This window comes from Rheinheimera nanhaiensis E407-8 (assembly GCF_000296695.1).
Taxonomy (GTDB): domain Bacteria; phylum Pseudomonadota; class Gammaproteobacteria; order Enterobacterales; family Alteromonadaceae; genus Alishewanella; species Alishewanella nanhaiensis.
Genome location: NZ_BAFK01000002.1, coordinates 165741 through 183558, shown reverse-complemented (window position 1 = coordinate 183558; position 17818 = coordinate 165741). Strand labels below are relative to the sequence as shown.

Genomic DNA, 17818 nt, shown 5'->3' with positions numbered 1-17818 from the left:
GGATCTTATCTCACCCATGCCTAAGTTTGTGTTCGTCCGCTGTTTAATGCTTTGTGGCTTGCTGGCTGTCAGTGCGCAAGCTTGGGCGCAGTCGGCCTTAACACTGAATATCACAGGCATTAAAGGTGAGTTAAAAGACAACGTGGCCATTTATCTGCAAAAATTCACTGAAGATGAAGTCAGCGCCGGCACGCGCCTACACGCCGCATTGACGCAGGAAGCAGAAAAAGCGCTGCAGGCGCTGGGGTACTATCAAAGTGAGATTGAGGTGCACCCCAAACCGGATAACCCGCTGGCCCTGACACTGCACATTAAGGCTGGCAAACCGGTGCTGATTGACACTGTCGATATTCAGTTAAGCGGGGATGCCGCCAACGATGCAGATTTTGCCGCTTTGTTGCAGCAACAGGCGCCCAAACGCGGCGCCATATTACATCATGGTCAGTACGAGGGGTTAAAAAGTGCGCTGCGCAATCTGGCTTTACGTAAAGGCTATTTTGATGCCCGCTTTAGCCTGAACCGGCTTGAGGTGGCCCCTGAGCTAAACCAGGCATTTGTGCGGCTGCATTTTGACAGCGGTGTGCGTTACCGCTTTGGCGAGGTTACCTTTAGCGGCCAGCAAATTGACAGCGCCCGGCTGCAGTCGTTATTGCCGTTCGCTGCAGGCGATGCCTATCTGGCCAGCCAATTAGGCGAACTGAATCAGGCGCTGGCTACAACAGGTTGGTTTTCCTCCATTCTGGTTGAGGGTAATACGGAGCAAATCAGCGATTTTCACTTACCAGTAGAGGTTAGCCTGGCACCGGAGCGGCGCAATATTATCGAAACCGGTATTGGCTACTCGACCGACGTAGGCGCCAGGCTGAAGCTTAACTGGCTAAAGCCCTGGTTAAACAGCGCTGGCCACAGCTTGCGTACCGACCTCGCCTTATCAGAAATAGAGCAAAGCATTGAAGCAGCCTATAAGTTGCCGTTACAACACAGCGCAACAGATTACTATCAGTTACAACTAGGGGTACGAAACCGCGATACTGAAGATACCGCCAGCCGCGAGTCTAACCTGGTGTTAGAGCGTTATTGGTTGCTGGGTAACCAATGGTATCGCACTGCATCGCTGCGCTGGTTATATGAAGACTTTGTACAGGCCGATCAACGGGACAATATCAGCCTGATCATGCCAGGTATCAGCTATAACCGCAGCCGTCAGGCCGGTGGTGCCATGCCCCACAGCGCTGACAGGTTAGCGCTGCGGGTAGAAGTGTCAGATGAAGCCTGGGGCTCTGGTGCCAGCTTTGTCAGATTGCGCGGGCGCGCCGGCTGGATAGGCAGCGCCGGCGATAACCACCGCTTTGTTACCCGCTTAGATGCCGGCGCTATTTTAATGGAAGCACTACGTAAGCTTCCCCCTTCCTTACGTTTTTTCGCCGGCGGCGACAACAGCATTCGTGGTTTTGGTTATGAAACTATCTCGCCGACTAATGAGCAAGGCGAGCTGATTGGCGGGCGTTATTTATTGACCGGTTCGGCAGAATACCAGTATCGGTTACGGGGCAACTGGTGGCTGGCCGCCTTTACTGATTATGGCAGCGCCTGGGATGACAACCCCGACTGGCAACAGGGTGTGGGGGTTGGCGTGCGCTGGGCATCGCCAGTAGGGCCAATCCGGCTTGATTTCGCCTTTGGCCTGGACCAGCCCGGCAGTGGTTTTCAGCTGCACTTTGCTTTAGGGCCTGAATTATGAGTTGGCTGCGCGCAAAAGCCCTATGCCGGCTTAGCCTGAAATGGCTGAACTGGACAATTTTACTGCCCAGCCTGCTGCTGTGTCTGCTGTTGGCCGCCCTGCTGTTTAGCCATGCCGGCTTGCGGCTGAATATTGCACTGGCGCAGGCGCTGATACCAGGCCTTAGCATTGGCGCCAGTCAGGGCAGTGTATTGGGCGGCCACACCTTGCAGCAGGTACGCTGGCAACAGGGCAGTAACTGGGTACAACTGCAACAATTTTCACTGCGCTTTAATCATCGCTGTTTACTGCAACTGGCGCTGTGCACCGAGCAGCTGCAACTGGATAACCTGAGTGTGAACTGGCAAACCGCTGCTGCAGAGCTGGATGATGTCCAAAGCAGCAGCCAAACTGCCAACCCGGCCACCCGCGCATTCTGGCTGCCCTTTCCTGTTACGCTGTCTGGCTTTAGTATTACCCAGGGTGATATCCGCCTTGATGACTATCAGTTGACTTGGCAACAGCTCAGCACCCGGTTAGACGCCTGGGGCAATAAACTGCAACTGACCACCCCCAACTGGCAAGACGTGCAGTTAACGCTGCCCGACAGCGCAGCAGACACCGAGCAGAGCACAGGTTTTAACTATATCCCGCCGGTGTTAACTGACTTTAGCCTGCCGCTACAACTGTTTGTCGACCGTTTTAGCCTGCACAATGTTGTGCTTAAGCAGCAACAACAGCATGTTGCGCTGGAGCGCGCTTATATCAGCTTGCAGTGGCAGCAAAACGAATTAAACCTGACGCAGTTAGATCTCTATCATCCGCTTGGCAAAGTGCAAAGCTCAGCCCGTCTAAGCGCAAGCGGCCGTTATCCACTAAGCGCACAGGTGTCGGCGCACATCAGCGATGGCGCTTTGGCGCAGCAACAACTGCAACTTAACGCCAGTGGCGACTTGTCAGCGCTTCGCCTTGAACTGGCTGCGCGCGGCCCTGTTGCGCTGGATGTTGACGCCCAGCTGAACTTACTTAGCGAGCTGCTGCCACACCAGCTTGTGCTCAATCTTGCTAACCTCAGCTGGCCGATGGCTGAAGGTGAGCAAAGCGCCATGCTTACCCTGTCGCGCGGTGAGCTTAAGCTGTCAGGCGATAGCAAGCAAAGCGCCCTGAGTGGCCGCGTCAGCCTTAACAGCGATAGCCTGCCAGCGATGGCCATCGCCTTTGACGGCCAGCTGACACCCGAGCAACTGGTGCTGTCGCAACTGCAGCTTGATACCCTGGGGGGCCAGGTACAAAGCCCGCTTAGCCTGAACTGGCAGCAAGGTATCAGGGTCGAGGGGAATGGTAAGCTCAGGGCTATTCAACCCGGCATGTTCTGGCCAGCATACCCCGGTGAGCTTAACGGCAGCCTGCACTACCGGGCTGAGGTTAATCAGCAACATGGCTGGCAGCTGGCGCTGGATAACATCGATATTAGCGGTAAGCTGCGTGACTACGTGTTAACCCTAAGCGGCAGTGCCCGGGCCGATGATGCTACTGGCAACGGCGACTACCGTTTTAGCAGCCCCGGACTGCAAATAAGCCACGCTGACAACAAGCTGCGTTTGGCCGGTAGCCTGCAGCAAAGCTGGGATCTGATGCTGGCTCTGGACATCAGCGATATCAGCCAATCGCTTGACCAGGCACAAGGTAAGGTCCAGGGCCAGTTCACTTTAACCGGCCCCCGTCTGCACCCTAAACTTAAAGGCGCTGTAAGCGGCCAGGATATAGGCTTTGACCAGCTGCGGCTAAAGCAGCTTAAATTTGATAGTTCAGTGTGGCTGGATGAGCAAAAGCGTTGGCACACGGATATCACCCTGCAGGCACAAAGCGGCCGTTATCAGCAGCACAAATTAACGCAACTGGCGCTGCATTTGCATGGCAGCGAACAGCAGCACGCGCTCAGGCTTGATATAGATGCCGACCAGCACCAGGCACAGCTAAGCCTGGCTGGCGGACGGCAAAACAACCAATGGCAAGGCCAGTTACAACAGGCACAAATCAGCAGCCTGCTCGGAAGTTGGCGGCTTAAAGCGCCTGCTGCGCTAACCTACCAGGACAAAGAGCAGCAGCTTAGTGTGGCGGCTCATTGCTGGCAGCAAGACTTAGCCTCGCTGTGCGCCACGCAAACCATGCAGTTTAGTCCGGTACAAGCCAGCGCCAAACTAACCTTGCAGCAGCTTGAACTGAGCGCACTAGCAGCGCTGCTACCAGCGAACACTAACCTGGAAGGCCGTGTTGATGCCGGGGCAATGTTGAGTTGGCAACAGGATAAACCGCTAAAGGCTACTGCACACCTTAGCAGCGCGCAGGGCAGCTTGACGCAGCAACTGGATACTCCCCTTACGCTAAGCTGGCAGCAGTTGGCAGTTAATACGGAAATCCGTGATAACGCCCTGCACAATACGCTGCAGGTGGCTTTTAACGAGCAAGCCAAACTCGATGCCAATATAACGCTGGCTTACGCCGATGCCGGCGCTAAACCCCTCAGTGGTGACGTACGTCTAAACCATTTTGCTATCGATTTTCTGCAGCCGTTACTGGGTGAACTTACCGAACTTAGTGGTGTGCTGGACACTGAGCTTAAGCTCAGTGGCACCCTGCAACAACCGCTGCTGCACGGCCAGACCCGGCTTAGCAACACTAAAGTGAAGGGCAAGCTGGCGCCGGTAGATATTGATGATGCAGATCTGCAGCTCGATTTTAGCGGCAGTAACGCCAGGCTAAACGGCCAGGTGATCACCCCCAAAGGCGAGGTGGTATTAACTGGCCAGGCCGATTGGCAACAGCTGGACAACTGGCAGGCGCAGCTTAACATAAAAGGCGATGAGATCAGGTTACAGGTGCCACAAGCCAGCTTACAAATAGCGCCGGATCTGACCATTAAAGCCAGCCCAGAGCTCACCAGGCTCAGCGGTACGGTGCGTATTCCCAACGCCCGTATTAATATCGACGATCTGCCGGCCAGTGCAGTAGAGCTGTCTGGCGATACGGTATTGCTTGACGCCGACTTAACACCGCAAGCCGTTAGCAATGACGGCCTGTTTGCGCTGCAAACCGACTTAAACGTGCAGCTGGGTGAGCGGGTACGGCTGTCCGCTTTTGGTCTGCAAACCCGCCTCAGTGGCAATCTGCGGGTAAGACAGCAGCCATTGCAGCCGTTACGATTAAATGGTGATGTCAATTTGGTCGATGGTACTTTTCGGGCCTACGGTCAGGACTTACTGATCCGTAAAGGCAAAATGAATTTTAACGGCCCGGCCGATCAGCCGTTTTTAAATGTTGAAGCTATTCGTAACCCTGCCAATATGGAAGATGATGTCATCGCCGGCATCAGAGTAACAGGCCCGGCCGATGATCCTAATGTGGTGATTTTTTCCGAGCCGGCTAAATCGCAAGCCAGTGCGCTGGCCTATTTGGTGATGGGGCGAGACCTGGGCGGTGACAGTGGCAATGCCGGCACAGCCGTGACCACCAGTTTGATTGGCATGACGCTGTCATCCGGCAGCAAAGTGGTCGGCGAAATTGGCGAAGCTTTCGGCTTACGTGATCTGACACTGGACACTGCCGGGGCCGGTGATAACTCTCAGGTAACGGTAAGCGGCTATTTATCACGCGACTTGCAGCTAAAATACGGTTACGGCATTTTTAATGCGGTAGGCGAATTTACCCTACGCTACCGCCTGATGCGCCGGCTGTATCTGGAGGCGGTATCGGGTTTAGATAACGCCGTCGATCTGTTGTATAAGTTTGAGTTCGACTAAGCATATCTGCACCTATTACGCCAACAGCTATACCGCTTGTAGCAGCAGATGTTGATAGCGCCCCAGCGAAGCATAAGGCTCCTGACGGTTAAATTGCAGCTCAAGCGCCAGTAACTGGTCAAAATGGCTGTGCTGCAGGTTGCGATCGCGTAAGTAGTCATGAAAACAACGTACACCGGTTTTACCCTGCAGGCGAAAACCGGCCTGCTGTGCCCAAACTAACACCTCGGCTGGCACCAGCGGCTGCTGCGGGTTTAGGCTGACTTTTTTCTTCACCTGCAAATCGGCCGCAACATAGTCAAAATTGCCAAACACCATATTGGCAAAACGCTTGGCATCTTTGTTGTAGAACATCAGTGACAAGACCCCGTCAGGCGCTACCAATTGCCTCAGCTGCGCCAGTGCCTGCTCAGGCTCGGCCAGCCATTCCAGCATGGCATGACACAGCACCAGCGGATAAACACCGGGCTTTGCTGCAGCAAGCTGGGCTAAACCAACCTGCTCAAAGCTGACCTGTTGTAACTGGGCCAAATCAGCCTGCTGCCGGGCCATTTGCAGCATGTCAGCGGAAATATCCGTAAGATGAACACTATGCCCCCGCGCGGCTAACGCCAGCGCAACCTGGCCCTGACCTGCCCCGACATCCAGCACCTGACAGGGCTGCTGCAGCTGCGACAGCTCCAGCAAGTCACGTAACAACACCGCCTGGCGCAGCGCACCTTTACTGCTGCTGTAGATATTGCGGGCAAATTTAGCGGCAATACCATCAAAACTGCGATCGGTTTTTTTTGTCATGCCGGGTTGTCTATATCAATAAATTGCACCTCAAGGCCAAACTGCTGTGCAATCAGCTCCCCCAGCGCCTTTACGCCATAGCGCTCGGTAGCATGATGACCGGCGGCAATAAAGTGAATACCCAGTTCGCGCGACACATGAATGGTCTGCTCCGACACCTCACCACTGATAAACAGCTGGGCACCAGCGGCGGCCGCTTGTTCAATATAGCTCTGCCCCCCGCCGGTACACCAGGCCAGTTTACTGACAAGGCTGTCAGCAGCAGGCAGCGTGGCCTGATGCAGTAACACCGGCCGCTTAAGCCACGTCTCAAGCTTTGCCGCCAGCTGCGCCGGGCTTAACGCTGTAGATAGCTCGCCTTGCTGCACCACGCCTTCAGGCTCAACACTAAGTAGCGGCCGGATATTTTGCACGCCGAGCAAGGCCCCTAACTGAGCGTTATTGCCCTGCACCGGGTGCACATCCAACGGCAGGTGATACGCCAGCAGGTTGATGTCATGCTGCAGCAAGGTTTGCATTTTTCATACCGGTGACCTGCGGCGCTTCATTTTTCCAAAAGTAGCCATGGTGTACCACAACAGCATCGGCCCCGGCGTTAACAGCCGCGTCCAGCAAAGCCTGACTGGCGGTAACCCCGGTAACCACTCTGCGGATCTGGCTCTTACCTTCTACCTGCAAACCATTCGGGCAGTAATCACGTATTCGTTCACTTTGTAAATGTTGGTTTAAAAAACTCACCAGCTCGTCACGCGAAATCATCAGCAAAGCTCCTTCACTCGATTAGCGGTTATTGTACTGCAACTGGCTAAGAAATCAGGCACATTTGTGTTAAGCGGTCAAAATGGTGTATAAATAATGCGCGACTTGCTTAAATAATCTCAGTTAAGGATCCGTATGAGCAAATTGGATAAAGATCAGGTGGTTGCCGAGTTTACCGCAGCCTACAAAGCGGCCTTTGGTAAAGCGCCACAGTTGGAGCAAAAACCGGGCTGGTTCAGTGTAGATGGCGGCAAGAATATTCGTCTGGCTGAGCTGGCAGAGCTGACCGCCAGTTACGCTGGCGCCAAAGGCAAAACTGCCGCCAAACCGGCTGCAGACAAAAAAGCGGAGGATAAAAAGCCTGCCGCTAAAGCTGCAGCGCCCAAAGCGGCCGCTAAAACGGCGTCCAAAGCAAAAGCCAAAAGCAGCGGTAACGGCCAGTCGGCTCAAGCCTTGTGGGCTAGCCGTATTGGTGAGCAGCAGCGCAAGCCGCGCGGCACCCGCTAATTTGCCTCCGGCGCTGGCACTGCATCCGGCTCTGCCGCTGTAGAAGCGCCAAGCCGGTTTTTCGCTTCAATCCACTGCCCCATAAACTTAGTGCTGCGATAAGCATGATGCCTGAGCATTAAGCCGGTAAAATTGTGCTGTCTGTGTAACTCAAGCTGCTGCCTTACCTGCTCCAGCTGTTGCCAAAGCCTTGTTTGATGTGCTGCCAGCATAAATTTTTCCGTTACGATGGCATACCCTTGCTGCTGACAACGAGACCAAAGCTCAGGTTGCTGATACAACTTCACTGCCGCCTCAGCAATACCCTTAGCATCATTAGCGATAATCCCGGCCCATAGCCTCTGGTCCGGGTTATCTGCTTGTACTGACGCACCGTCTGGCTGCATGCCCTCAGCACCTATATCGGTGGTTACGCTGGGCGTGCCACAGCGCATTGCATCCAGCAGTTTACCTTTTAAACCGGCCCCAAATGCCAGCGGCGCCAGACACACTCTCGCTTGCTCCATCACCACACAGGCATCTTCTGCCCAGCCTTTTACCAAAAAACCGTCGCGAACATTGTGCAAGGCGGTAGCTTTAGGGGGTGGATAAGCGCCATAGATATGCAGCTGTGCCTGCGGTAAGCGGGCACGAATTAATGGCCAGATCTGTTGCTTTAACCACAACACTGCATGCCAGTTAGGGGCATGGCGAAAATTGCCAATAGCGACAAAATGCTCACGCTGGTCAAACTTCAGCCGGTTTGGTGTCGGCTCCTGCTCCAGTAAAAAGGGGCAGTAACACAGCAAGGCCGCGGGCACCTGATAATGCTGTTGCAGCAGCTGCATTTCATAGCTGGAAATCACCAACGTGATATCGCAGCGATAAATAGCGGCAATTTCCCTCAGCGCCAGCTCTGAATTAAGTGCGGCTGCATCCAACGCCGCTGTCGTCTTTGCACACTGCTCGCGCGCCGCTCTAAGCGCATGACAGTCTTCCATATCCAGTATACGCAGCGCCTCTGGGCAGGCTTGCTCTACCCGCCAGCCAAACTGCTCTTCGAGCATAAAACGATCAAACAGCACTGCCTGCGGATTAAGCGCGGTAATCCAGTTATCAAAGCTGCTGTCATTTAACGCAATCTGCTGCTCAATCACGCCCAGCTCAGCCAACGGATAACGGTGCATACCGGGCTCTGCAGCACTGGCAAACACAACCTGCCAGCCCTGTGCCAAATAGAGTTTGAGCAAGCTAAGCATACGATAGCCAGCCGCTGAAGAGTTGGGCTCAGGCCAGACATAACCGACCACGACCAGTAAAGGCACCTGACTCACCATTATCCCCACCTGTTAAAAGGCGGCAGTTTAGCGGTTTTTTGCCCATCGCAACAGCTTGGCAGGACCAGCTGTCATGCTAAGATACAACAATCCTTAGCCGTGGAACATCAGCATGAGTGTCAGTCATTACTCCAAAGCGGAAGAGCTATTGCATGCGCTAAGCCATGGCATGGGTGCGCTACTGAGCATTACCGCTCTGCTAGTCATGCTGGCCGTTAGCCTGCAATTGCAGGATGGCTGGTATGTCGCCAGCAGTATTATCTACGGCAGCAGCCTGATCTTACTGTACAGCAGCTCAACGCTGTATCATGCCGTCTCAGATGTTTTGCTAAAGCGACGACTACGCCAGCTGGATCATGCGGCCATCTTTATCCTGATAGCAGGCACCTACACCCCCTTCACACTGATTAATCTGCGTGAAAGCTGGGGGCTGGCGTTGTTTGCTGTGATTTGGCTTATCGCACTGGCAGGCGTAATTATTGAGCTGGCCACCGGGCTTAAATATAAGAAGCTGTCGCTGTCACTTTACCTGGGCATGGGCTGGCTGGTGATCGTAGCGATTGAACCTATGCTGCGCCATGTAGATACCCCGGGGTTGTTGCTGTTACTGGCTGGCGGCTTATGTTACTCATTTGGAGTGATTTTTTATGTCTGGAAGCGCTTATATCTGCATCATCTGATCTGGCATCTGTTCGTATTAGCCGGCAGTGTGCTGCATTTTTTTGCCGTATATTATTTTGCCCTGACACGATAAAAAGCAGGCCAAAGAACTGACCTGCTTGGAGTTTCTACTGTACTGGCACTTTTAGCTTAATACTGATAGCTAAAGGTTACACCGCTAAACGCAGTATATGCCCGGATACCAACATGCCAGGTACCCGCCTGCGGGTTATTAATGGTACATACTTCATTGTTACCGTTCAGATAAGGCCGGCAGTTGTAGCTCGTGGTGGTAGGCTCGCTGCCATAACGCACATACAGGTCAGCATCACCTGTACCGCCAGAGATCTGGAAGGTAACACTGGATACGCCAGACGGAATCGCATAGCTGCCACGCAGCCACTGACCGCTGGATGCCGATAAATTCGGGAAGGTGGCGCCGCCTGTTGGTGGTGGATTAGTACCACCGCCGCCTGAGCCATCACAACCATTGTTGGTCAGATAGTCGTGGGCAGCTTTGGCTTTAACAATACCCCAACCGTATGAGGTATCACGGCCAGTGGCCCCCCGGTCTTCCGCCGTTGCATTTAAGGCATTACGGATTTGTGCAGCTGTACATTGTGGGTGGTTACTCCATACTAAGGCGGCAACACCCGCAACATGTGGCGATGCCATAGAAGTACCGCTGATGCTGTTATAGCCACCGTTATTCCAGGTCGAGTTTACGCTTACCCCCGGGGCGGCAATTTCAACCTGCGAGTTACGCTGTGAAAAGCTGGCCAGCGTACCACTGGAATTCACTGCGGCAACAGATACAACGGCATTGTACGACGCTGGATAAGAGAAGCTGGTATTACCGGCATTACCCGCCGCGGCCACTAACAGCATGCCACCATTATAAAAATTAGTCATAGCAGTGTTTTCTGTCTGGTTAGACGAACTACCACCAAGACTCATATTCACCACTTTGGCACCCGCGTCTTTACATGACTGAATGGCGGTGATCAGGTTGGACGCCGTAGTCCAGTTGCCCGAGTTATTAAAAATTTTAACAATATGCACACCCGCCTGGCCGTTGCCTATGGTTCCTACCACACCGGTGTTATTATTCAGTGCCACCATGGTACCCGCCACATGGGTGCCATGACCGTTGCCGTCAGAGTACCAGGTGCCGTGGCCTGAAAATGAGTACCCCGTTACACCCGAGTTTTGCAGATCTTCATGCCCCGCAGCCCAACCGGTATCAATCACACACACTTTGGTGTTACCAGCGCTACTGTCACTGACCTGGTTAGCCTGAACCATATTGATACCGTATGGCGTGCTTTGCGCCATAGGTGTAATTACGTCCATCAGATAACGTTTGTGGTCCTCTTCAACATATTCAACGTCAGGATCATTTTGCAGCATCCGAAGCTGCTTTGGCGTTAACTCCGCCACACTGGCATGTACCAAGTGTAAATGCGATAACGCTTGTACATTGGCTTTTTGCAGCGCCTGCTGAGCACGGGCAACAGAAAACTCCGGACGCTGACTGCGACCATCAGCGCCCATAGTGGCAACCGGTTCTTTAAATTTAACGATATAGCGGGTGGCTTTTGTTTCAGCCAATTCAGCTAAGCTCAGTTTAGCTTCCGGCTTTTTAACGCCCTCAGCAACAGCTACAGAGGTCAGGCTCAGCGCAAAACAACCAGCAGACGCAGCTGCCAGTACGGTAGTCATTTTTTTCATCATAGTACCCTTGGTTAATTTTTATGTTCCATGTTGTTCGGTCGGCATCCTGCAGCACAAAAAGTAACCAATTGCGGATCAGAGCTCCATTACAAACAGATTATAAATTCATTACAAATGCATGAGATAAACCCAGGATAGGAAATTTATATAACTATCAGAAACAAATTGAGTTTTTTAGGTACTTGTTTAGATTTGTCATTGCACACAGTAACCTATGTTAACTGGTTATTCTTCGTCGGCTGTGGCGTGGCGATGCGTTTTAACCGAAACCAAAAAACGGAGCCTTTGGCCAGTTCTGAGGAAAAGCCTATCTGGCCCTGATGGTTTTCAATGATTTTTTTGCATATAGCCAGCCCCAGGCCACTGCCCTCTTTCGCACGCTGATCTGAGCTGTCAGCCTGAGAAAACTTCTCAAACACCCGCTGTTGGAACGCCAGCGGAATGCCGGCACCCTGATCTTCAACTTCTACCTTTACTTCATCGTTGTGGCACAGCAAACGCACCCTGACCAGCGCCTCAGGCGGTGAAAACTTAATGGCATTAGAGATCAGATTATCAATCACCTGGCGCAGTCGCAGTGCATCAGCATCAACCCAGCAGTTATCCACGCCGGGACTGTCCAGCAGCAGATCCACCTGATAGCGTTTGGCATAGGGTTGCATGGCTAATACAGCCTGCTGAAGCAACAGTGACAAATTTAAAGCTTTGCAGCTAAGGGTAAAGGTACCGGCAGCAAACTTCTGCAAATCGAGTAAATCATTGATCAATTGCGACAGGCGCTCGCTATTGGCTTGCGCCGTTTGCAGCATGTTAAGGTACATAGGGTTGTCCGGCGTAACCACTTGCTGCGCCACCAGACCAATAGCGCCACGAATTGCAGTCAGCGGCGTGCGCAGTTCATGGCTGACGGTGGCGATAAACTCATCTTTAAGTTTATCCAGTTGTTTTAACTCCTGGTTTGATTTGGCCAGCTCCGCCAGGCTGCGCTCAAGTTGCCGCGTGCGTAGTGACAGCGTGACAGAGCTTTGCTCCAATGCCTGAGTACGCTCTGACACTCTGGTTTCCAAAATGAGCTGAGCTTTGGCTTTATCCTCTACGGCTGACTGTAACAAACGGTTAATTTGCCGCACATGGCGCAGCCGGTACAGATGTAACAGCCAAATCAGCACCAGCGCGATCAGCAGCGCAGCATAAAGCACCGGCTTGCGCTGCCACCAATGTGGTTGCACCTGCAAGCTGGCGACAATCTGAGGGCTACTAAAGATGCCATGATTGTTAGATGCCCGAAGCCATAGCGGATAATCGCCGGGCGGCAAATTCGCATAAAAAGCGCTGTTGCGCGCACCGGCTAACACCCAGTCAGCGTCAACCCCCTCAAGCCGGTAGTGAAACTGATTACGCTGTGGATCCTGAAAATCCAGTGCGCTGAACTCAAAGTTAACCGTATGGTTGTTCGCCGACAACTTTATAGTGGGCCAGGCAGTGGCATGTGGCTTTAACTGTAGTTGCTGATGATCAATCACCACTGCAGACAGCACGGCTTGCGGGGGTTGACGGTTGGCCTGTAACAACGCTGGCTTAAGTACCACCAAGCCGGCTATGCTGCCAAAATACAGCTGCTGCTGATTAGCAGCAACCGCATGCAGGTTTAACTCTGATGCCAGCATGCCGTCCGCGCTGTTATACAGCACAAAACGCTCACTGTCGTTATTGCGCAGCGCCAAACCAGCCGCCGTCATCACCCATAGCCGCTCATCCTGCTGCAGCACACCCAGCACCGTATGGCCAGGTAAACCCTGCTCGCCGGTTAACCGCTGTTGCTGGCCGGTATCCAGATCCTGTAGCAATACCTCATCACGGCTACACACGGCCAGTATCCGCCGGTGTTCACTGACACAGAGCACATTGCTGTGTGTAATTGCCACGGCCCCTCTCCCTGTCACTGTCGGGCTGTGCTGTCGAACCTGCTGGCTCGGTATATCAATCTGATACAAGCCGCTGTAGCGGGTAGCGACCCACAGCTGCTGTTCACTGCCAAGAAATAACTGCTGCACCGCATTGCCGGCACTCTGCTCAGATAAACGCGATAACCAATGTTTGACTGTGCCACGCATCGGGTGCCAGACAATAACACCCTCACCCCACAGGCCAAGATACAGGGTACCATCAGCGGCAATCTTGATGTCTCTTACATTACGGTTTGATACCTGTGCCAACTCAAAGGGTAAGGTGAGCTCGGTAAGTTGCGCTGCTGCCTTATCGTATTGCAGTAAACCGTTGTCAGTGGCAATATAAATCAGCCCCTCAGCCGACTGCGCCATGGCATTAACCCGGCTACCGGTAGTAAAGCGTTGCAGCTGACCGTCAGCGCGGTTGATGCGATACAACATGTCGGTACTGCCCAGCCACAATGTGGCTGAAGTGTTCAGAATAGCGGTGACGGAAAACGGCTGTGCGTTGGCCAGCTCAGCAGAAAGTTCTCGCGCGTCACTAAAGGCCGCACTGGACACCCGATTACGAAACAAGCCACTTTCGCGGGTACCAAGCCAAAGCACGCCTGAACGGTCATACAAAATACTGCGCACGTTAACATGACTAAGCTGCGAACTGACCAGAGCAAAGGGTGCCGGGGCGTCGTTGCTCAGGCTGTCAAGCGCCAACTGATACAGACCAGTGTAACTGCCAATCAGTAGCGTCTTGCCATCAGCACTGTGCTGCAGCACATTAACCACCGGCTCATGCTGATCTGGTGCCGTAAGTGGCTGCGCAATAAAGCGTTGTGCTGCACCAGAGTACTGAAACACCCCCTGCCGGCTGCCGATCCACAGCGTTACTCCCACTTGCTTAAGGGCACGGATCTCATTACCACGGTTTAGGCTATCCGCCCCCGGTACCAGCTCGATAACCTCGCTCAGCCCGCTATTGTCGTGCCAGTGATGTAAGCCGGCTGAAGTACCGATCCAGATCTGGCCGTCAACCCCCTGCTCCAGGCTCCAGATGCGCTGAGCGGCCAGTTGTTGTTGCTGCTGCGCCTGGCCTATCAGCGTAATACTGCCATCGGTATTGATCCGGCTAAGCCCGGTGGTGGTACCAACCCAAATCCGCCCTTGCTTATCTTGCAACAGGCTTTGAATATAATTACCTGCCAGCCCCTGCGCCTGCGTGTACCTCAGCGGCGCGCTGCTGCCTGGCACCAGCTTCGACAAACCCAGGCCCCAGGTGCCGGCCCAGATGTTATCTTGGGCATCAATCAGTACCACACCGACGTCCGGCGTTTGCTGTATGGCCAGCTCAGCCTCTGTTAACACGGCAAATTCGACAAAGCGATAACCATCAAAGCGTAATAAACCGGAATTGGTTGAACCCAGCCATAAAAAGCCGTTGCTATCCTGCTTAACACTGTAAATAGTGGCGTTGGGCAAGCCATCGTCAACGCCCAGCCGGCTAAAGCGCTGCTGCGCTGCGGCCAGACTGTTGATGCTGCCAGCTACCACCACCATGAGCAGAGCAAAAAAATAAAACCTGTTGCGCCAGTGCAAGCTAACCTCTGTCAATCGGAAGGAGTTGCAGTAACTTTTACGCTACTTAAAGTTGCCGAAAAAGTTATCGCGAAAAATGGTCAATACGGGCTAAACATAGCACAGAGCATAATGCTTTACAGTGCACGGAGGATTAAATCTGCGCTGACACTTTCGCTTGCAGTTGCATTCTTTTAGAATCGCCCGCATTAGCTATTTTAATTATGTTGTCCCGGAGAAAGACATGTCTGATGTTAAACACAGCCGCCTGCTTATTTTAGGTTCAGGCCCGGCTGGCTATACCGCTGCCGTTTATGCTGCCCGTGCGAATTTAAACCCGGTGCTGATCACCGGTATGCAGCAAGGTGGTCAGTTAACCACGACCACTGAAGTAGAAAACTGGCCTGGCGATGCGCATGGGTTGACCGGCCCGGCATTAATGGATCGGATGCGTGTGCACGCCGAAACCTTTAATACCGAAATCGTGTTTGACCATATTCACACTGTTAACCTGAAGCAGCGTCCTTTTATGCTAACCGGCGACAATGGTACTTACAGCTGTGATGCGCTGATTATTTGTACCGGTGCTTCTGCTAAGTATCTGGGCCTGCCATCTGAACAAGCATTCAGTGGCCGCGGTGTATCAGCCTGTGCCACCTGTGACGGCTTTTTTTACCGTAACCAGAAAGTGGCCGTAATCGGTGGCGGTAACACTGCGGTTGAAGAAGCGCTTTATCTGTCGAACATCGCCACCGAAGTGCACTTAGTGCACCGGCGTGACAGCTTTAAGGCTGAGAAAATTCTGGTCGACCGCCTGATGGCCAAAGTGGCCAGTGGCAATATCGTGCTACATACCCACTGCGAGCTGGAAGAGGTAATAGGCGATGAAATGGGCGTGACCGGCGTGCGCTTGAAATCGACCAAAGGCGAAGCCAACAAAGAATTAGCCTTACAGGGTGTATTTATTGCTATCGGCCACAAACCCAATACCGACATCTTCGCTGGCCAGCTGGAGATGAACGGTGGTTATTTAAAAGTGCAAAGTGGCACTGAAGGTAATGCCACCCAAACCAGCATCGAGGGCGTATTTGCTGCCGGTGATGTGTCTGATCATATTTACCGCCAGGCTATTACCTCAGCAGGCACCGGCTGCATGGCTGCACTGGATGCCGAGCGCTACCTGGACGCGTTAAGTAAATAAGGCCGGTTGTGGCCATTTATTTGCCTGAACTCAGCGCGCACGATGTCAGCTTTCCACCGCTACATCGTGCACTGAGTGAACCTGACGGCCTTTTGGCGATGGGCGGCGATTTATCAGTGCCGCGCTTGTTAAGTGCCTATCGGCAGGGTATTTTCCCCTGGTTTAGCGACGGTGACCCACTGTTGTGGTGGAGCCCGTCTACCCGCGCCGTATTTGCCCCGGACAGCCTGACACTTAGCCGCACGCTGAAAAAACAGCTGCGCCGTTATCAGTTACGCTTTAGTGTTAACCGAGCCTTTGCTCAGGTAATAAGCCAGTGTGCGGCCCCCAGAGCCAAACAACCAGGCACCTGGATTTTACCGGCCATGCAGCAGGCTTACCTGGCGCTACACCAGCACGGCCACGCCCACAGTATCGAAGTGTGGCAACAGGACAAACTGGTCGGTGGCTTGTACGGTGTACAAATAGGCGGCTTGTTTTGTGGTGAATCGATGTTTAACCGCCTGCCCGATACCGCCAAGCTGGCGCTGGTGGCACTGCAAACCTTGCTACAGCAAGCAGCTGCGGGCTGGATAGATTGCCAGATGCCCAACCCTTTTTTATTGCAGCTGGGCGTACAGCCGATATCACGCCAGCAATACCTGACCCTGTTGACTGCGCAGCGCGGGCAACGCCTGCCAGCCGATTTTTGGCAGCCGCGGTTTTTCACGCTGGAAAATGAGTATGACTGAGCTACGTTTTGGCCTCACCGCAGCGATGCCCTGCAGTTATCTACCCAGTCAGCAAGAGCAGTTAGTCTTTTTACTACCCGAACAGCCGCTCGATGCCAGCTTATACCAGCAGTTACTTCAGCTGAACTTTCGCCGCAGTGCTGAGCAGGTGTACACACCACATTGCCCCAGTTGTCAGGCCTGTCAGTCCGTGCGTATAGCGCCAGAGCATTTTGCGCCCAGCGCCAGTCAGCGCCGTTTACTGAACAAAGCATCACGCCTGGGCTGGCGTTATCAGCTGGATAACGATACTGCCGGCGATTATTACCCTTTGTTTGCCGATTATATCCGCCATAAACATGCCGATGGCAGTATGTTCCCGCCTGCGCCAGAGCAGCTTGAGGGCATGCTGAACTGCTCCTGGTTAGCCGTGCGCTTGCTAAAGCAGTTTTATCAGGGCGAGCTGGTTGCCGTAACAATAGTTGATGAAACCACCGATGCGTTATCGGCTGTTTATACCTTTTATCAGCCCGCTGTTAGCCAGTTTTCTCCCGGCATACTGGCCATTTTGTTTCTGCTACAAGCGGCAATGCAGCGGCAGAAAAAGTGGCTGTATCTGGGCTATCAAATTGATGCCTGTCAGAAAATGGCCTATAAGGCCGCATTTTTGCCACAACAGCGATTTATTCAGGGACAATGGCGCTCATTTGGCTAAAAAAGCGCTTGTCGCTTTACTTATGCTGGCGATTTCGGCACAATCTGCGCAGTTTTTTCTGGTTCACCCAAATTTAAGAGGCAAGTGCGCTGAATGGCGAAGGAAGACGTAATTGAAATGCAAGGTACCATTTTGGATACCCTGCCAAATACCATGTTCAAAGTTGAACTGGAAAACGGCCATGTCGTTATCGCTCATATTTCAGGTAAAATGCGCAAAAACTATATCCGTATTTTAACCGGCGATAAGGTAACCGTAGAGTTAACACCATACGACTTAACCAAAGGCCGTATCGTGTTCCGCCAGCGTTAAGCCGGCAGCATTATCAGCTTTAAAAACAAACCCGGCCTTAGCCGGGTTTGTTGCTTTGGTACGCTATCGCC

Annotated in this window: 12 protein-coding genes and 1 pseudogene; 8 read left to right on the top strand and 5 right to left on the bottom strand. The window is 53.1% G+C overall.

Annotation, left to right across the window (positions count from 1 at the left end; translation table 11 throughout):
* Positions 1-16 precede the first annotated feature (16 nt).
* Both tamA and tamB read left to right on the top strand, forming a co-directional pair.
* Entirely contained in the window at positions 17-1741 is a 1725-nt protein-coding gene (gene tamA / locus RNAN_RS02445) for an autotransporter assembly complex protein TamA (protein WP_040551469.1), read from the top strand.
* A complete protein-coding gene (gene tamB, locus RNAN_RS02440) occupies positions 1738-5520 on the top strand; it encodes an autotransporter assembly complex protein TamB (RefSeq protein ID WP_008218424.1) in 3783 nt (1260 codons plus the stop codon). The genes tamA and tamB overlap by 4 nt, the downstream gene beginning before the upstream one ends.
* Before the next feature lie 27 nt (positions 5521-5547).
* Here the strand turns inward: tamB and RNAN_RS02435 are convergent, their stop codons facing one another.
* Both RNAN_RS02435 and RNAN_RS02430 read right to left on the bottom strand, forming a co-directional pair.
* Complete coding sequence (locus RNAN_RS02435) at positions 5548-6315, bottom strand: methyltransferase (protein ID WP_008218422.1); 768 nt, start codon at positions 6313-6315, stop codon at positions 5548-5550.
* Positions 6312-7074: pseudogene (locus RNAN_RS02430) on the bottom strand (Nif3-like dinuclear metal center hexameric protein). The gene RNAN_RS02435 and the pseudogene RNAN_RS02430 overlap by 4 nt, the downstream one beginning before the upstream one ends.
* A 135-nt stretch (positions 7075-7209) precedes the next feature.
* Here RNAN_RS02430 and RNAN_RS02425 point away from each other — a divergent pair.
* Positions 7210-7581, top strand: a complete 372-nt coding sequence (locus RNAN_RS02425) for a hypothetical protein (RefSeq protein ID WP_008218417.1) — start codon at positions 7210-7212, stop codon at positions 7579-7581.
* On the opposite strand, the gene RNAN_RS02420 is transcribed toward RNAN_RS02425, so the two are convergent.
* Complete coding sequence (locus tag RNAN_RS02420; protein ID WP_008218416.1) at positions 7578-8897, bottom strand: glycosyltransferase; 1320 nt, start codon at positions 8895-8897, stop codon at positions 7578-7580. The genes RNAN_RS02425 and RNAN_RS02420 overlap by 4 nt on opposite strands.
* A 112-nt stretch (positions 8898-9009) precedes the next feature.
* Here RNAN_RS02420 and trhA point away from each other — a divergent pair, with 112 nt between their 5' ends.
* Positions 9010-9651: a PAQR family membrane homeostasis protein TrhA gene (trhA, locus tag RNAN_RS02415; protein ID WP_008218413.1), complete on the top strand. Its 642-nt coding sequence runs from the start codon at positions 9010-9012 to the stop codon at positions 9649-9651.
* 56 nt (positions 9652-9707) lie between these two features.
* Here trhA and RNAN_RS02410 read toward each other — a convergent pair whose 3' ends face one another.
* Both RNAN_RS02410 and RNAN_RS02405 read right to left on the bottom strand, forming a co-directional pair.
* Positions 9708-11291: a S8 family serine peptidase gene (locus tag RNAN_RS02410; protein WP_008218412.1), complete on the bottom strand. Its 1584-nt coding sequence runs from the start codon at positions 11289-11291 to the stop codon at positions 9708-9710.
* A gap of 212 nt (positions 11292-11503) precedes the next feature.
* Positions 11504-14791, bottom strand: a complete 3288-nt coding sequence (locus RNAN_RS02405; protein WP_008218410.1) for a sensor histidine kinase — start codon at positions 14789-14791, stop codon at positions 11504-11506.
* 262 nt (positions 14792-15053) lie between these two features.
* On the opposite strand from RNAN_RS02405, the gene trxB reads away from it, so the two are divergent.
* The 4 genes from trxB (at position 15054) to infA (ending at position 17747) form a co-directional block, all read left to right on the top strand.
* Complete coding sequence (gene trxB, locus RNAN_RS02400) at positions 15054-16010, top strand: thioredoxin-disulfide reductase (protein ID WP_008218408.1); 957 nt, start codon at positions 15054-15056, stop codon at positions 16008-16010.
* Between the two features lie 8 nt (positions 16011-16018).
* The gene (gene aat / locus RNAN_RS02395; RefSeq protein ID WP_008218406.1) at positions 16019-16741 is read left to right on the top strand and encodes a leucyl/phenylalanyl-tRNA--protein transferase; all 723 of its coding nucleotides are present in this window, start codon (positions 16019-16021) and stop codon (positions 16739-16741) included.
* Complete coding sequence (locus RNAN_RS02390; RefSeq protein WP_008218403.1) at positions 16734-17435, top strand: arginyltransferase; 702 nt, start codon at positions 16734-16736, stop codon at positions 17433-17435. Before aat ends, RNAN_RS02390 begins: the two co-directional genes overlap by 8 nt.
* A 93-nt stretch (positions 17436-17528) precedes the next feature.
* Positions 17529-17747, top strand: coding sequence for a translation initiation factor IF-1 (infA, locus tag RNAN_RS02385; protein WP_008610216.1), 219 nt, complete (start codon positions 17529-17531; stop codon positions 17745-17747).
* Positions 17748-17818: the final 71 nt, after the last annotated feature.

What these genes read in the sequence shown, in the direction of transcription:
- tamA (WP_040551469.1), top strand. Translation starts at nt 17, where the DNA reads ATGCCTAAGTTTGTGTTCGTCCGCTGTTTAATGCTTTGTGGCTTGCTG.
- tamB (WP_008218424.1), top strand. Translation starts at nt 1,738, where the DNA reads ATGAGTTGGCTGCGCGCAAAAGCCCTATGCCGGCTTAGCCTGAAATGG.
- RNAN_RS02435 (WP_008218422.1), bottom strand. Translation starts at nt 6,315, where the DNA reads ATGACAAAAAAAACCGATCGCAGTTTTGATGGTATTGCCGCTAAATTT.
- RNAN_RS02425 (WP_008218417.1), top strand. Translation starts at nt 7,210, where the DNA reads ATGAGCAAATTGGATAAAGATCAGGTGGTTGCCGAGTTTACCGCAGCC.
- RNAN_RS02420 (WP_008218416.1), bottom strand. Translation starts at nt 8,897, where the DNA reads ATGGTGAGTCAGGTGCCTTTACTGGTCGTGGTCGGTTATGTCTGGCCT.
- trhA (WP_008218413.1), top strand. Translation starts at nt 9,010, where the DNA reads ATGAGTGTCAGTCATTACTCCAAAGCGGAAGAGCTATTGCATGCGCTA.
- RNAN_RS02410 (WP_008218412.1), bottom strand. Translation starts at nt 11,291, where the DNA reads ATGATGAAAAAAATGACTACCGTACTGGCAGCTGCGTCTGCTGGTTGT.
- RNAN_RS02405 (WP_008218410.1), bottom strand. Translation starts at nt 14,791, where the DNA reads ATGGTGGTGGTAGCTGGCAGCATCAACAGTCTGGCCGCAGCGCAGCAG.
- trxB (WP_008218408.1), top strand. Translation starts at nt 15,054, where the DNA reads ATGTCTGATGTTAAACACAGCCGCCTGCTTATTTTAGGTTCAGGCCCG.
- RNAN_RS02390 (WP_008218403.1), top strand. Translation starts at nt 16,734, where the DNA reads ATGACTGAGCTACGTTTTGGCCTCACCGCAGCGATGCCCTGCAGTTAT.
- infA (WP_008610216.1), top strand. Translation starts at nt 17,529, where the DNA reads ATGGCGAAGGAAGACGTAATTGAAATGCAAGGTACCATTTTGGATACC.